Raw genomic sequence first — 16,431 nt, forward strand, 5'->3', positions numbered from 1 at the left:
ATCTAGGATTGGGATAACTCAAGTACCCGTTCAATATAGCTGGCCAACTTATCCATTGTATTATACTCACGAAACTCATGGTAATTTATACTTACAAGAAATGTTTCATTAATGGTTGCTAAAAAGAAGTACATACAAAGAGAAGAAACGCCATGCACCCAAAATTCTTTATTAATCAGCGCGTTGTCTCCGGTTATATTCCGCCACATTCCCTGTAATTGTTCAAGAATATTTGGTTCAGAAGAAGAGGCATCATTGCGGGTTATTGGCAATTGAAGTTTTTTCTTATCGAGCTTGCTATTCACTGTTAAAGGCCATTTTTCTATCCAGACATAAACAGAGGGATTAACCCACGAAACAACGTGTTGGCTTACTTTTAACTTAATATGATCAAAGCAAAATTTTTGTAGCCAGGGATTAAAAGGTTCGCGGCAATAACATCGATAATGATTATATTCAGTTTTAGTGAAGCATCGTACTAATGGACCGTGTTTTGGGTATAGGTGTACTGCAAGAGAAGTTGTTGGTTTTATTTCATCATATAGAACAAATTGATCATGTGAATTGTTTTCAAAATCAAGCTCTGTTAGAACCAGATTAAGACTATTTTTGTTATTTTCAAACTGTTCATTTGATGAGTCTATAGAAACATGTTGTGGAATTTCCAGATCAATTAACTGTATTAGTTTTTGTATAGCGGCATTAGGAATACTGTCAATAATTATTGGTTTAGTTGGGTTTGAATCTACTAGTTGCTTAATTTTTTTAATATTCAATGTTGGATCATAGGAAAAACTTATCGGTGTTAAATACTCTACAGGTTTATTAATGTGTAAAATAACATCGTATCTAAAATAGTTTAGTTCATTATCATGAGTCCCGTGTTTCACTGAAATATCTACATGTGTTATATCTTTAATATTTGCTTGCAGGGCATAAAAGAATTTAGGTGATAAAACTATTTCAGCATCTCGTGATTTGTAATAAAAACCATTTAAATCAATCGGTTGCTTTTCAGCAGTTGCGCTATTTCTCCTGATTCTTTCCAATAAATATACATCCATCAGTTCCAGCGATCGTACATCTCCAATTATAATGGTAGCTGATCGGGTAGATGCCTGAACAAGTTGGGTTATTGCAGTCACTAATGAATGAATTGATGGTAAATATTGGATAACGGAATTAACAATAATACAGCTGTATTTGTGATGATTGTGGACGTTAAGGATAGACTCGTTTTTAAAGATTGTTTTTAGCAACTGCTGTTTATTTAATCTACTTTCGACGTATTTAAGTGCCTGCGAGGATATTTCCACAACAGTGCAAGCTTGAGCTTTATCAATATATTCCAATAATAAAGAGCCAGTACCACAGCCCACTTCCAAAACATCAGTTAAATCGGATTGCTCAATAATTTTTCTGATAAAATGGTACGATTCGTTAAGTTCCTCAACATTAAATAATTGACCCGTAAATGAACTTTGCCAGCCGCAATTATTAATTATTCCATGTTCAAATTCATTGGCATGTGAGTAAGTTTCATCGTAGATATTTTTTAAAAAATGGGATACATCAAAACCTGGAGAATGGATACTATTTGAAAAGATTTGCTCTTCATCCACTTCAATGTAAGCAGCTAGGGTTTTATAGTAACCTTCCGTCTCATGTACTTTAACAACCGCTCTCTTTACAAATGGTTCTTGCTCAATAACGTTTTCAATTTCTCCTGCTTCAATACGAATGCCACCAAATTTTAATTGATCGTCACTGCGACCCACGTAATAAAGAGAATCTTCATCAGCAATGACCAGATCACCTGTTTTATAAAGTCGCATATTAGTTTTTGGGTGATAAATGAATTTTTCTTGGGTTAGCAGCTGATTATTCAGATACCCACGGGCTAATCCATCACCACCTATGTATAGCTCACCTTGGGATCCTGGAGCTACCCTGTTTAATTGATCATCTAAAATTTCAATAAATGTATTATTAAGGGTTTTTCCTAAAGGGACAGATTCAGAAGTCAGCGGTTTATTTACAAGATAACACATAGACCACATAGTGGTTTCAGTTGGCCCATACATATTCCAGACATTACCCTGCATATAATCAAGATGATCTGCTAACTGTGTTCTAAATTTCTCCCCACCAACAAGAATCTTTATATGACCTTCGTTTTTCCAACCCTGTTTTAAGAGAATTTCCCAAGTTAAAGGGGTCGCTTGTATCACGTTAATTATATTATTTTTTAAATAATATTTAATTTTAACCCCATCTGCCACGGTTCCTTGCTCTGTCAATAAAATAGTCGCGCCACATAATAAGGGCATTAACAATTCAATCAATGAAATATCAAAAGTATAGTCGGTTAAGGCCAGAAATTGATCTGATTCAGTTACTTTGATTTCAGCAATAAGACTTGAAAATAAATTCATCATTGAACCATGTTCAATGAGGACTCCTTTGGGATTACCCGTGCTACCAGACGTGTACATTAGATAGGCCAGATCGTTTGAATTGGCTGAATATAATGGAACATCCTGATTTGTTTTTTTTATAGTTGATGGTACCAGAATGTTAATTTTAGGGTCGATAATTGAACTAAGTTTATCAGGTATATTACTAATGACTACTGTAGCCCGAGAATCTTCAAAAATGAATTTTATTCTGGCGCAGGGTGTAATAGGGCTGATGGGTAAAAATACTTTTCCGAGTTTTAAAATAGCAAGTATGGCAATAATAGTATCTGCATCCCGCTCCATAAATAAAGGAATTATTGGTGTATGATTTCCCAGATCTGAAATGGATTGGGCGAAATCATTTGAGCGTTGATGAAGTTCTTTATAACTAATTGTTATGTCTTGAAAAATAATGGCAGGTTTATCAGGGTAACGTCCTACAGAAATTAGAAAAGAATTTAGAAAATTTATAAACATTTCTGACACCTGTTGAAAATAAAATTAATTATCTCTCCCTGATTCAAAGGAAGTGAATAATATACTATTTTTAAAATTAATACCCGAAGAATTATCTGGATGAATTTTTTTTCTACTTTAATAAAAAGTAGATCGTCTAAAAATGGCAACACTATAACTCCTGTGATATTCTTTACCATTGCAAAATGTTCATTAAATGAGCATGGTTGGTGTTTAAGTTCGAAGCAATTCAATAACGTTTAAGTGATAATTTAAGAGAATTATTTAATGAAAAGAATTAAATCCAGACCAGATCCTACCCCTCAAAAAGCCCAAATTGCTAATTTAAGTCATGATGGTAAGGGCGTGGCGCGCATCAACGGGAAAGCAACCTTTATTCAGGGGGCCTTAACTGATGAAACCGTTGAGTTTCAATATACTCGGGTCAAAAAAGACTTTGATGAAGGGCGATTATTATCTGTTATTGAGCACTCACCATTGCGGGTGGAGCCAAAATGCCCTCACTATCAGATGTGTGGAGGGTGCTCTCTACAGCATATGAGTGAACAAGAGCAAATTTATTTCAAACAAAAGCAGCTTTTAGATTTGTTATCACGATTTGGCCATACTAAACCGCAGATGATTTTACCGCCTTTAACCGGTGCGTATTGGAACTATAGGAATAAAGCTCGCTTAAGTGTTCGCTTTGTTGAAAAAAAACAATCGGCTATGGTTGGGTTTCGCGAACGAAATAATCCTCGATATATTACTGAGATAACTCAATGTCCTGTTTTAAATGCCAAAATTGATGCAGATATAATCCCTCTAAGACATTTAATAGACTCGATGAAAGATAAGCATTGTATTGCGCAGATAGAAGTTGCTGCGGGTGATGACGATATCGGACTTATCTTCCGTAATTTAAAATCGTTAGCTGATGAAGATGAAATCAAAATTGAGCAGTTTGCCAAACAATATCGATATAAGATATTCCTTCAACCAGGTGGTCCAGAGAGTGTTTATTGTTTTTATCCTCCAAACTCCAGTGAGTATTTAGCTTATAATTTGCCTGATTATAAAATTAACTTTCAATTTCATCCAACTGACTTTACTCAGGTAAATGCAGAGCTTAATCGCTCAATGGTAAAACTGGCACTACAGCTGATGGACTTAAAAAATACAGATATGGTGCTAGACTTATTTTGTGGGTTAGGCAATTTTTCACTTCCTATGGCTCAATTTTGTTCTAAAGTAGTTGGTGTTGAGGGCAGTAAAACCATGGTTGAAAGAGCTTACATGAATGCAAAAGCAAATCATCTGTCCAATGTAGATTTTTATGCTGCTAATTTAGATGATATAACGGAAATTAAAAATCTCGTTCGACAATCATTTAACAAAGTACTGATTGACCCCCCGAGATCAGGCGCTCTGGAAATTGTGAAACAGATTGATTCACTTAACCCGGAACGGATTGTATATGTATCGTGTAACCCAGTAACATTAGCACGAGATACAGATATATTAGTAAATCAAAAAGGTTATATTTTGATGAAAGCAGGGGTAATGGATATGTTCCCCCATACGGCACATGTTGAATCTATAGCCTTGTTTGAAAAAGGATAAAAGTCATGGTTAGAGTAAAAGATACCACTCCGTTGTCTTCTGATGGCACTATTGATGTAGGGATGTGGTTACATCAGCTTAGCTCAAAAGGCTACTTGGAAAATCTTGAGCTCATTCGTAACGCCTGCACCTTAAGTCAACTAGCGGGGCAAGAGCATGCAACAGAAACCGGACAAACCTGCTTACAACAAGGTCTGTCTATGGCTGACTTGCTTGCCGATCTTGAAGTTGATCAAGAAACGATAGCAGCCGCTATCATTTTTGAAAATGTTCACTATGCTGATTTGTCTATTGATGATGTAGAGGAACAGCTGGGGCACAATATTGCTAAACTGGTTAAAGGCATAGAAAAAATGAGTGCCATAAACAATTTTCAGGTATTAAATAAATATCCTCAAAATAAACAGCAAATTGATAACATTCGAAAAATGCTATTGGCCATGGTCGATGATGTTCGAGTTGTTTTAATCAAATTAGCAGAACGACTGTGCATCTTAAGGACAGCAGGTCATCTGCCAGAGACTATACGCAAACAACTGGCTACAGAAGCCATGAAGATTTATGCCCCCCTGGCTAACAGGTTAGGAATTGGTGCTATAAAATGGGAAATGGAGGATCTTGCTTTTCGATACTTGCATCCAGATGAATATAAAGCTATTGCCAAAGGACTCAAAGCCAAGCGATTGGATAGAGATAATTTTGTAAACAAGATTGTAGATCAGCTGAACAATCAAATTAAGACAATAGGTGCTCGCCATTTTGCAGTTTACGGTCGTTCGAAGCATATCCATAGTATTGCTAAAAAAATGCAGCGCAAAAATGTAGCTCTTGATGAAATATATGATGCAACCGCTGTGCGAGTTTTGGTAGATACTGAAATCCAGTGTTATGAAGTATTAGGAATGGTTCATACTTTATGGAAGCAGATTCCAGCAGAGTTTGATGACTACATTTTTAATCCAAAACCAAATGGATATCAATCTTTGCATACGGCCGTGGAGGGTCCGGAAGGGCGGGTGTTTGAAGTCCAAATCAGAACGTTTCATATGCATGATTTGGCCGAAATGGGTGTTGCAGCTCATTGGAAATATAAAGAAGGCGGGATCCAACAAAAAGAAAGTCATGAACGCAAAATTGAATGGCTACGTGACGTATTGGCTTGGCATCAGGAAATGGCGACCAACAAAGGTGTTGCTGAGAATATCGCTACAGAGTTTCTTGAAGATAGAGTTTATGTTTTTACCCCGGATGGTGATGTACTTGATATGCAACAAGGTGTAACTCCTCTTGATTTTGCATATCATGTTCATAGTGATTTAGGACATAGATGTCGTGGTGCAAAAATAAATGGGAACATTGTACCGTTAACATATCAGTTAAAAACAGGCGATAAAGTAGAGGTGTTAACCGGTAAGGAAATAAAACCATCTCGAGATTGGATTAATCCTCATTTGAATTACCTGAAAACTGCCAGAGCTAAAGCTAAAGTATTGCATTGGTTTAAGATGCAGGACTATGACAAAAATGTTCAGGATGGTCGAGAATTATTAGATAAAGAATTAAAATCTCTAGGTATAAAATCGGATAAATTAAATGATGTTGCTACTGCGCTGCATTTCAAAAAAACAGATGATCTTTATGCCAGTTTGGGACGTGGAGATATTAAAATGGGACAGGTTGTTAACCGTCTGGCCCCACCAGAAACTTCCGAGCAGAATATTATTAAGTTTGTTAAACCACAGCAGAAAAAACCGGAAGTTACTGGTAGTGATTTAAAAATTGAAGGTGTTGGTAATTTACTTACTTTTACGGCAAGATGTTGTCAACCTGTGCCGGGAGATGAAGTGATTGGTTATATTACAATTGGCCGTGGAGTTTCGGTTCATAGAAGAGATTGTCCAAACATTATTCATGCAAGTGAAAGGCAAAAGCAACGATTTTTACAAGTGAGCTGGGGTAGTTCCACACGAGAAAATTATGTGGTTGATGTCTTGATTAAAGCTTTTGATAGAGCAGAATTATTAAAAGACGTCACCTCTTTATTGTCTAACGAAAAAGCACATGTTTATGCATTACAGACGAATAGTAATCAGCATGAAAATATGGCTTATATCAATTTAACAGTTGAAATCGATGGGTTAAATAGTTTATCTCGATTACTGGCAAAATTAGAACAAATACCCAATGTTTTAGAGGCAAGAAGACAGATATGAGTGGTTGCACAAGACGATAGGTATATAAATCAATTATTATTTTCTGATCTACTTCACAGAGTAAGACGAACAGTATGAACGATAAATTGGACATCCTGGGTCAGCTACCACAGGACATCAAATTTGCAACAGCTTACTATTTACCTACATCTGATTTAATAAACCTATCTACTATTTCTAGGAAGCATTGGAATCTCTTTAAACCCATGTTGGATGTGCGTAGATTTTTATTCCATGTGGTTCATGGTGAGTATCATGCTGTTGTCGGAATGTTGAAAATAGATATTCATTTAATTTTTAAAAAAGGCCAGATATCGGATTGCTCTGGGCGTATTTTTGAATCTATCAGTGGTTTTGAATACTCGCTTTGGGCTCTGGATAAATACATGTGGGAGATGATGCTTGATTGTGTACATCAGGATGAAGAGGGTAAGAAGATACTGACAACATTACGCTCTCAACATCATCAAGTGAAAACAAAAGGTATTACATACTGCTTCAATGGCAATAAATTCACAGAGAATCATTTTGACTTCGAGAATACCATTATTAACGAACTGCAAACTCAATATGATTATCTAAGCCAATCCGATATAAAGGATGATCCTAAAATCTCAAAGCAGTGGAGGGAGGGCGTGGGTGGCGCACAGAAACTTTTTCCTATGCATGTCGTTTATGAATATTGCTCTGATGATCCAACACGAGCAATTAATTCTTGGCCGAAACCATCGACACAGTTTTATAATTGGGGAGCAAAAAACAAAGAAAATTGGTTCGCTATTGACTCCAAACTCGGTATTGAGTTCGCCATATACAAGGGTATGGAACGAGCTGGCGCATTTAACTCGATATTGTTGGGGAAGGATGGATGTTTGGTAGATTTAAATGCCATGAAGACACTGTATCAGTTAAGAACAAAGGAATTTATCGATCTTAAGTCACAATTTAAAGACCTGTCAATGAGTGAAGTCAATGTTTCTCAAATTGCGACAGGTTGTAAATAAAAAAGTTGTAGGACAGTGTTTACATAATAAAACCCGCTATAACTGCCCTATGTTCACTGAGTAAAACATTATAAGTCCGACATGCTGCCCCAATGGACATGAATTCAATTCCAACATGATGTGAGGCTAACTGATTAATAATTGACATTGGAGGAAATGTACCTGCGTTTTTATGGCCAATGATGACGAGTTCTGGTTTTAATTTTAACAATAAGTTAAGATAAGATTCGTCAATGTCTTGAATATGATTAATTGCGACATCACTGATGATTTCTTCTTTAGAAACAATTAAACTAGTTTCATAAATGATGGAATTTATCTGAATTTTCTTATCACTGTATGCTTGAACCGCGTGCTGTTCTGTTGCTTCCAAATTGATATGCATGATTTTGAAATTTCATTGAGTTATAGTATTAACAGTATATCACAGAGGTACATATTTATGAGTCAGTTTCCACGTATCAAACGCTTGCCCCCTTATGTATTTAATACATTGAATCAACTTAAAACAGAAGCTAGGGCGCGTGGAGAGGACATCATTGATTTTGGGATGGGTAATCCGGATCAACCAACACCCCCGCATATCGTAAATAAACTTATAGAAGCAGCGCAAAGGCCTGATACTCATCGCTATTCAATGTCTAAAGGAATACCCCGTTTACGTCGTGCCATGGCTGCATGGTATCATCGTAATTATGATGTTCGTTTAAATAGTGAAACACAAGTACTGGCCACAATTGGATCTAAAGAGGGGCTCGCTCATTTGGCTTTAGCAATAAGTGGTCCTGGTGATACGGTAATAGTACCGGATCCGGCCTATCCCATCCATACCTATGGGTTTATAATTGCTGGTGCCAATGTGAAGCAAGTGCCTTTAATAGACGAATCCCAGTTTCTGATTGCAGTTGAAGAGGCAATTACCCAAAGCTGGCCAAAACCTAAAGCGCTTGTGATTAATTTTCCGGCAAATCCAAGTACTCACTGTGTTGAGTATTCGTTCTTTGAACAAGTTGTGGATTTGGCTAAACGGCATAAAATCTGGATTATCCATGATTTAGCTTATGCAGATATTGTATTTGATGGTTATAAGGCCCCATCCATATTACAGGTTCCAGGGGCAATAGACGTCTCCATTGAAACATACTCCATGTCTAAGTCCTACAATATGCCTGGTTGGCGTGTTGGTTTTGCTTGCGGCAACGAAGAGTTAGTCGCAGCCCTTACTCGCATTAAGTCGTATCTGGATTACGGGACGTTTACTCCGATTCAGGTTGCTGCAATTGCAGCACTTGAAGGCCCTGATGATTGTGTTAGGGAAATCAGGGATCTATATGAAAAACGCCGAAATATACTATGTGATGGTTTGAATGAAATAGGTTGGGAAGTAACGAAACCTAAGGCCACCATGTTTGTGTGGGCACCGATTCCCCCTCATTATCTTTCAATGGGTTCCCTGGAATTTAGTAAATATCTGTTAAAAGAGGCTCAGGTTGCTGTATCTCCAGGAATAGGCTTTGGCCAACAAGGCGATGCTTATGTACGGTTTGGGCTTATCGAGAATAAAGATCGTATGCGTCAGGCATTAAGGAACTTAAAAGCCTTATTTAAACGGGACGGATTGCTTAAGGCTGTATAATATGAATGTTGTTATTGATTCAGAGTGTCCTTTTATTCCAGAACAGTCTAAATCTTGCATGTCTCAGGGAAAGGCAGTACTGAATTTTTTGACCTGTCTCGGATATGATGCAGTTGAAGTTCCTTTGGCAGACGTATTAAGACGAGTTCATCATCTTGAGGGGGATTGGCTTGTCGCAAGTCCTGTGCACTGGCAGGCCACTCATAATGACGCAATGATCGTGGCGGCTGATAAAGATCTTCAACTTGACGAAACCACCTCAAGATACTGGTTTCAATTGTATTCCGAGTATCTTGCAGCCGAACATATTAGTCTTTATTACCATGATGCTGAAACATGGTTATTACAGGCTATAAATAAACCAACTATAAACGCGAAACCGGTACATCAACTAGTAAATCATTCACTTATGCCCGAGTTATCACAGCTCGATTCGACCATGTCTTGGCAAAAGTTTTTTACTGAAGGTCAAATGTTTTTTGCATCACATTCCAATAAATCAACATTGAATGGAGTCTGGATATGGGGCGGAGTTCATTTAGAGGAAAAAAAATCAATTACTGTCTGTGCTGATGAGCATTTTTTTACTATTGCGCAAAATTGTTCTGATAATGTATCCCTTTATAACCCAGGTATATTTATAGAAGAATACTCCATTTTATTAATAAGCAATATGGATATTTTGAGCAAAGAACATAAAGAGCAATTGAAAAAAATACCTGCTTGCTGGTATTGGAATAACTTAGCATATAGCCTTAATGATCTTAATTGGCTTACTCGTCTTTGGAGAAAACTGACTCATGCTCATTAAACAACGCCAGCTAACTACCGATTTTATAAATTTACCCAACGTACCGAATGTTTTAAAGCGTATCTATGCTGCCAGAGGGATCACAGATGAGTCTCAACTGAATAAGCAACTGCAAACATTACTTCCTTTTAATACGCTTAAAGGTATTAATGAGGCATGTGTTCGTCTTGAAACAGCGTTGCGAGAGCAACAGCGCATGCTGATTATAGGAGACTTTGACGCGGATGGTGCTACCTCTACTGCTGTTGGCATTACAGCTTTGCGGGCCATGGGAGCAAAATTTGTTGAGTATTTAGTTCCTAATCGTTTTGAATATGGTTATGGCTTGACTCCGGCTATTGTTGAAGTAGCAAGTAAATGGCAACCCCACCTGATTATTACTGTAGATAATGGAATAGCCAGTTTTGAAGGGGTTGAAACGGCAAATCAATTGGGTATTGATGTATTGATAACAGATCATCATTTACCTGCTGAAACAGTTCCCAATGCTTGTGCCATTGTTAATCCTAATCAACAAGGTTGTGACTTTCCCAGTAAGTCTATTGCAGGTGTTGGAGTTATTTTTTATGTCATGCTTGCATTACGTCGACATCTTGCCAATACCAATTGGTTTAATGAAATGAACTTATCTGAGCCAAATATGGCAAGCTTTCTTGATCTGGTTGCATTAGGGACGGTAGCTGACGTCGTAGGTCTTGATCAAAATAATAGAATTATGGTGAATCAAGGAATGGCCAGAATACGTCAAGGAAATTGCCGCGAAGGAATCAAAGCACTTATTGAAATATCTGGTAGAGAGTGTTCTCGTTTAAGAGAGTCGGATCTGGGATTTGCTATAGCACCAAGGTTAAATGCAGCCGGAAGACTTGATGATATGGCTTTAGGCATAGAGTGCTTAATTAGTATAGACAGGCAACAAGCAAGAAATTATTGCCAGCAACTGGATGAGCTGAACCAGGAAAGAAAAAAAATTGAAATGGGAATGAAAGAACAGGCCATGCTTGCTTTAGATAAATTATCCCTAACTGCCGATTATAAAACCAGCCATTTGCCCATAGCACTGTGTCTTTATGATAAAACTTGGCATCAAGGGGTTATTGGTATTTTAGCTGGGCGAATGAAAGAACGATATCATCGCCCCGTAATTGCGTTTTCTTTAGTTAATGATCATGAGTTGAAAGGCTCTGCTCGCTCCGTCCCTGATTTAAATATCAGGGATGTACTGGCTGCTGTGGACAAAGATTATCCCGGATTAATTACTAAATTTGGCGGCCATGCAATGGCTGCAGGTTTAAGTATTAATATTGACTCCCTTGATGTGTTTCGTAGTGCCTTCGTTACTGAAGTGGATAAGCATCTTGAGTTATCTCAATGCGAAGGGGAGTTACTCACCGATGGACCATTGCAGGAAAAAGACTTGAGTTTGGAAACCGCACATGTTATCCAACAGGCAGGTCCTTGGGGGCAACAGTTTGCAGAGCCAGTTTTTGATAATATTTTTGAGATTCTCGATCAACGACTTGTTGGAACAAATCACTTGAAATTAACTTTAATTTCTCCACAAGGTGGTGATTGCCTTGATGCCATTGCCTTTAATATAGATTTAAAGTCATGGCCAAATCATCGAGTGAAATACATTCATGCTGCTTATAAACTAGATGTTAATTTTTTTCAAGGCAGAACGAGATTGCAATTATTGATACAAACGATGAATATTACTAATCAGGAAGCACTAGAGGCTAATAATTAGAGAGCTGGCGACAATTAGTCTGTCGAGCAACACTTAATTATTGGGCATTTTTAGGTTTGCGTATTCATGTTAACTTGGATGAGTGAGCCTGGTGAACAACATTATTTTTGTACAAATCCTTGTCATCAAGATATAATACGAAGTTTATTCAGGTTTAAATGTAATGGTATTGAATACTGCGTTATCTAAATTGTCTATTGCTCCCATGATAGATTGGACTTACAGCCATTTTCGTGTCCTGATGCGCCTGCTTGCACCCCAGGCTCTTTTGTACACAGAAATGCAAACGCCTGGTGCCATACATAATAACCCAACTCGTGCTTTGTATTTTGCTGGAATTGAACACCCGCTTGCCATTCAGTTAGGAGGCTCTGATCCAGACACTTTGGCCCATTGCGCCATCATCGCCGAAAAGGCCGGATACGATGAGATCAACTTAAATCTTGGATGTCCTAGTGATAAAGTTCAGGCTGGACGTTTTGGGGCCTGTCTAATGAATGAACCACGGCAAGTTGTTCAATGTATTCAGACAATAAAAAAAGCCGTAACTATTCCAGTTACGGCTAAAACCAGAATTGGCATTGACAATCAAGACAGCTTTGAGTTTTTTAGTTTTTTTGCTCATCAGCTCGTTGATGCCGGATGTGATAAATTGATTGTACATGCACGTAAAGCCTGGTTAAACGGTCTGAATCCTAAGCAAAATAGAACAATACCACCCGTTAATTATGATTTTGTGTATCAGTTAAAAAGTGAACTGCCTCATATTCCAATAGTTATTAACGGTAATATATTAACTATTGAAGAAATAAATACTCATTTGGATTATGTGGATGGAGTGATGCTAGGGAGGTTGGCTTGCGATAATCCCTATTTTCTTACCGAGATTCATCATGTGCTTTACCCTGAATTTCCAAAAGTAAAACGCAGTCAGGTATTCATTCAATATCTTGACTATTTAATTGAGGAGTACAGTAGAGGTATTCCATTAAGCCTTCTGGTTAAACCTGTTTTTAATTTGGTTTATGGTATACCCGGGACTAGTCAATGGAAAAAAAAATTAATGACCATTTTGCAATCCAAGGATTTGACCCATTTTGATGAGCTACGCCACTACCTATCAGACATGGAGTTAGCGGAACAAGATACCCCTTGTAAGTTGAGATAACTCCGTTTGCGGTATAGTAAGTTCGATATCCTGTGCTTATTTTTTATTCTGTGTTGTGCTTCCTACGACAACAATTTCAAAATAATCCCCAATTCTTGTGATTAATCATTCAAATCCAAGGTATTCGTGGCATTTTATATTGAATTCTAGTACATTAATGAGTTTGTTATTTGGAACCTCCAGAGGAATATCTAGGCCATGCTGAATACGTTGATCAAGAAAATGTTTGGAAGCCGAAATGAGCGTACATTACGGCGTATGGAAAAGGCAATAATGGCCGTCAATGCATTTGAATCCCAAATGCAGGCTTTAACCGATACTGAGTTGGCTGGAAAAACAGAGCATTTTAAAGCTCGTTTTGCTCAAGGTGAAACTCTTAATGAGTTACTGGCAGAAGCTTTTGCAACAGTCAGAGAGGTATCAGTTCGAACTCTAGGTCTGCGTCATTTTGACGTGCAATTAATTGGTGGAATGGTACTGCATGAAGGCAACATTGCAGAAATGCGTACCGGGGAAGGTAAAACTTTAGTTGCTACTTTACCAGCCTATCTTAATGCTATTAGTGGTCATGGAGTTCATGTTGTAACTGTTAATGATTATCTTGCTAAGCGTGACAGCCAGTGGATGAAACCTATTTTTGAATTTTTAGGGTTGAGTGTAGGGGTTATTTATCCTGATATGTCTCATACCGATAAACAGGCCGCTTATAAAGCGGACATAGTATATGGAACCAATAACGAATATGGATTTGATTATTTACGCGACAACATGGCTTTTAGTCTTGAAGATAAAGTACAAAGGGTACTTAATTTCGCAATAGTCGACGAAGTAGATTCAATTTTAATCGATGAGGCACGTACACCACTAATAATATCAGGTGCAGCTGAAGACAGTTCCGAACTTTATATTAAAATAAACACACTTATACCCCAGTTAACGAAACAAGAAGAAGAGGGTGGTGAAGGTGATTTTACTATTGATGAAAAGCAAAAACAGGCTCATTTAACTGATGCTGGTCATTTGCATATTGAGGAGTTACTCACTAAAGCCAAGTTGCTGGATCCTGGTGAGAGTTTATATCATGCCAGTAACATTATGTTAATGCATCATGTTAATGCTGCTTTAAAAGCACATTCTATGTTTCATCGTGATGTAGATTATATTGTTAAAGACAACCAGGTTGTGATAGTAGATGAACATACTGGGCGAACGATGCCTGGCAGACGTTGGTCAGAAGGCTTGCATCAAGCCGTTGAAGCGAAAGAAGGGGTGTCTATTCAAAATGAAAATCAAACTCTAGCTTCTATAACCTTCCAGAACTTTTTCAGGATGTATAATAAATTGTCTGGAATGACTGGAACAGCTGACACAGAAGCTTACGAATTCCAACAGATATACAATCTTGAAGTCGTAGTTATTCCTACTAATAAACCGATGATGCGTAAAGATGAGGCCGATTTAGTTTATTTGAATCAGATAGATAAATATGAGGCTATTATTGAAGATATTAAGGAGTGTGGTACTCGTAAGCAACCCGTATTAGTAGGTACAGCCTCTATTGAAGCATCAGAATATTTAAGCCAGCTGCTTAAAAAAGTGAATATCAAACATCAAGTTTTAAATGCGAAATTTCATGAAAAAGAGGCGCAAATTATAGCTGAGGCCGGACGTCCTGGTGCAGTGACTATTGCAACTAACATGGCAGGAAGGGGAACTGACATCGTTCTTGGTGGAAGTTTGGTTGCAGATTTAGCTCAATTACCAGAAACCGCGACTGATGAAGAGAAAGAAGCAATTAAAAAAGTATGGCAACAGCGGCATGATGAAGTATTAACCTCTGGGGGTTTAAGAATTATCGGTTCTGAGCGTCACGAGTCACGACGTATAGACAATCAATTGCGTGGTCGAGCGGGACGTCAGGGTGATCATGGAAGCAGTCGTTTTTATTTGTCTCTTGAAGATAATCTGATGCGCATTTTTGCTTCAGAGCGAGTTGCCTCAATGATGCGTCGTTTGGGTATGAAGCCTGGAGAGCCAATTGAACACAGTTTGGTAACTAAAGCCATAGAAAATGCACAACGTAAACTGGAAGGGCATCATTTTGACGTGAGAAAGCAATTACTGGATTATGACAACGTGGCTAATGATCAAAGACAAGTCATTTACACACAACGTGCTTCAATCATGGAAATGTCAGATACAGAAGAAATTGTTGCTATGATGCAAGAAGAGGTACTCTCCGACTTGGTCGATACGTATATTCCGCCGCAAAGTCTTGAAGATCAATGGGATTCTAAAGCTCTAGGTGATGTATTAGCTGACGAATTTAAGATTAAGGCACCAGTATCAGTGTGGATTGATGCGGATCATCACATTCAACCAGAGCAAATTAAAGATAAAATACGTGCTTTGGCAACAGACCTTTATGATGAAAAAGTAAGAAAGACAGGCAGACCAGTGTTATCACAATTTGAAAAATCAGTGATTTTACAAACTTTAGATAATCATTGGCGTGAACATTTAGCTGCCATGGATCAATTACGCCAAGGTATTCATCTCAGAGGCTATGCTCAAAAAGACCCTAAACAAGAGTATAAAAAAGAAGCATACACTTTGTTTACCATGATGTTGGATAATCTAAAGTACGATGTAATCAAGTTATTATTATCAGTAGAAATTCAGACTGAGGAAGATGCTAATGCTGTTGAGGAACAACGACGTGCAGAGCAAATACGTAAAATGAGTCTAAACCATGAAGACCCCTATGGTGATAATGAGAAAAGTCATGATCAAACCTACAAAAGACATGAAAAAAAAATAGGTCGAAATGATCCTTGTCCTTGTGGCTCAGGGAAAAAATTTAAATCTTGTCACGGCAGCCTCGCGTGAAGGTAGCTGTTGCCATTATAACGGATGAGAGAGACCGGATTTTGATTACCCAACGCTCTTATCATATACCACATGGAGGATTCTGGGAGTTTCCCGGTGGTAAGCTTGAGGCTAATGAAAGAGCGGAGCAGGCTCTGATAAGAGAGATTCGAGAGGAAGTGGGTCTTGAGATTAATAAGTTCCAGTTGCTTGGAGAAATTACTCATCAATATCCAGATAAATCAGTCCAATTAATTGTTTTTCAGGTGACTGAATTTAGTGGAAAACCTTCCTGTCTGGAAAGACAACTTAATATCAAATGGATGGAAAAAGAAAAGCTTAATCCTGAAGATTTTCCTGAGGCGAACAAAGGAATTTTTGATTTAATCTCAATAGAGTTAGCCCCTTTAGCCACAGATGATTGCATTAGTTCAAGTGTCTAA

Annotated in this window: 11 protein-coding genes; 9 read left to right on the forward strand and 2 right to left on the reverse strand. The window is 37.8% G+C overall.

All coding sequences use genetic code 11. The annotated features are described in order from the left end of the window. Nucleotides 1–2: 2 nt before the first annotated feature. Complete coding sequence (locus HRS36_RS09715) at nt 3–2,936, reverse strand: amino acid adenylation domain-containing protein (RefSeq protein WP_173237158.1); 2,934 nt, start codon at nt 2,934–2,936, stop codon at nt 3–5. 267 nt (nt 2,937–3,203) lie between these two features. Between HRS36_RS09715 and rlmD the strand changes: the two genes are divergently transcribed. The 3 genes from rlmD to HRS36_RS09730 all read left to right on the forward strand — a co-directional run bounded on the left by rlmD (nt 3,204) and on the right by HRS36_RS09730 (nt 7,755). After that, nucleotides 3,204–4,538, forward strand: coding sequence for a 23S rRNA (uracil(1939)-C(5))-methyltransferase RlmD (gene rlmD, locus HRS36_RS09720; protein ID WP_173237159.1), 1,335 nt, complete (start codon nt 3,204–3,206; stop codon nt 4,536–4,538). Nucleotides 4,539–4,543: 5 nt separating this feature from the next. Further along, on the forward strand, nt 4,544–6,751 hold the full coding sequence (relA, locus tag HRS36_RS09725; protein ID WP_173237160.1) for a GTP diphosphokinase: 2,208 nt from the start codon (nt 4,544–4,546) through the stop codon (nt 6,749–6,751). 74 nt (nt 6,752–6,825) lie between these two features. Beyond that, complete coding sequence (locus HRS36_RS09730) at nt 6,826–7,755, forward strand: F-box protein (protein WP_173237161.1); 930 nt, start codon at nt 6,826–6,828, stop codon at nt 7,753–7,755. A 19-nt stretch (nt 7,756–7,774) separates the two neighbouring features. Here the strand turns inward: HRS36_RS09730 and HRS36_RS09735 are convergent, their stop codons facing one another. After that, nucleotides 7,775–8,140, reverse strand: coding sequence for an Mth938-like domain-containing protein (locus HRS36_RS09735; RefSeq protein ID WP_173237162.1), 366 nt, complete (start codon nt 8,138–8,140; stop codon nt 7,775–7,777). 57 nt (nt 8,141–8,197) lie between these two features. On the opposite strand from HRS36_RS09735, the gene alaC reads away from it, so the two are divergent. The 6 genes from alaC to mutT all read left to right on the forward strand — a co-directional run bounded on the left by alaC (nt 8,198) and on the right by mutT (nt 16,431). Beyond that, complete coding sequence (gene alaC / locus HRS36_RS09740; RefSeq protein ID WP_173237163.1) at nt 8,198–9,391, forward strand: alanine transaminase; 1,194 nt, start codon at nt 8,198–8,200, stop codon at nt 9,389–9,391. A 1-nt stretch (nt 9,392) separates the two neighbouring features. Continuing rightward, complete coding sequence (locus tag HRS36_RS09745; RefSeq protein ID WP_173237164.1) at nt 9,393–10,202, forward strand: hypothetical protein; 810 nt, start codon at nt 9,393–9,395, stop codon at nt 10,200–10,202. Beyond that, nucleotides 10,192–11,952 carry a single-stranded-DNA-specific exonuclease RecJ gene (recJ, locus tag HRS36_RS09750; RefSeq protein WP_173237165.1) on the forward strand — a complete coding sequence of 587 codons (1,761 nt, stop codon included), beginning with the start codon at nt 10,192–10,194 and terminating at the stop codon, nt 11,950–11,952. Before HRS36_RS09745 ends, recJ begins: the two co-directional genes overlap by 11 nt. Before the next feature lie 163 nt (nt 11,953–12,115). After that, on the forward strand, nt 12,116–13,120 hold the full coding sequence (gene dusA, locus HRS36_RS09755; protein ID WP_173237166.1) for a tRNA dihydrouridine(20/20a) synthase DusA: 1,005 nt from the start codon (nt 12,116–12,118) through the stop codon (nt 13,118–13,120). A 198-nt stretch (nt 13,121–13,318) separates the two neighbouring features. Further along, nucleotides 13,319–16,009 carry a preprotein translocase subunit SecA gene (gene secA, locus HRS36_RS09760; RefSeq protein ID WP_173237167.1) on the forward strand — a complete coding sequence of 897 codons (2,691 nt, stop codon included), beginning with the start codon at nt 13,319–13,321 and terminating at the stop codon, nt 16,007–16,009. Beyond that, on the forward strand, nt 16,006–16,431 hold the full coding sequence (gene mutT, locus HRS36_RS09765; RefSeq protein WP_173237168.1) for an 8-oxo-dGTP diphosphatase MutT: 426 nt from the start codon (nt 16,006–16,008) through the stop codon (nt 16,429–16,431). Before secA ends, mutT begins: the two co-directional genes overlap by 4 nt.

Source organism: Legionella antarctica, assembly GCF_011764505.1.
Taxonomy (GTDB): domain Bacteria; phylum Pseudomonadota; class Gammaproteobacteria; order Legionellales; family Legionellaceae; genus Legionella; species Legionella antarctica.

Excerpts from the sequence above, each read along its gene's own strand:
- HRS36_RS09715 (WP_173237158.1), bottom strand. The coding sequence starts at position 2,936 with ATGTTTATAAATTTTCTAAATTCTTTTCTAATTTCTGTAGGACGTTAC.
- rlmD (WP_173237159.1), top strand. The coding sequence starts at position 3,204 with ATGAAAAGAATTAAATCCAGACCAGATCCTACCCCTCAAAAAGCCCAA.
- relA (WP_173237160.1), top strand. The coding sequence starts at position 4,544 with ATGGTTAGAGTAAAAGATACCACTCCGTTGTCTTCTGATGGCACTATT.
- HRS36_RS09730 (WP_173237161.1), top strand. The coding sequence starts at position 6,826 with ATGAACGATAAATTGGACATCCTGGGTCAGCTACCACAGGACATCAAA.
- HRS36_RS09735 (WP_173237162.1), bottom strand. The coding sequence starts at position 8,140 with ATGCATATCAATTTGGAAGCAACAGAACAGCACGCGGTTCAAGCATAC.
- alaC (WP_173237163.1), top strand. The coding sequence starts at position 8,198 with ATGAGTCAGTTTCCACGTATCAAACGCTTGCCCCCTTATGTATTTAAT.
- HRS36_RS09745 (WP_173237164.1), top strand. The coding sequence starts at position 9,393 with ATGAATGTTGTTATTGATTCAGAGTGTCCTTTTATTCCAGAACAGTCT.
- recJ (WP_173237165.1), top strand. The coding sequence starts at position 10,192 with ATGCTCATTAAACAACGCCAGCTAACTACCGATTTTATAAATTTACCC.
- dusA (WP_173237166.1), top strand. The coding sequence starts at position 12,116 with ATGGTATTGAATACTGCGTTATCTAAATTGTCTATTGCTCCCATGATA.
- secA (WP_173237167.1), top strand. The coding sequence starts at position 13,319 with ATGCTGAATACGTTGATCAAGAAAATGTTTGGAAGCCGAAATGAGCGT.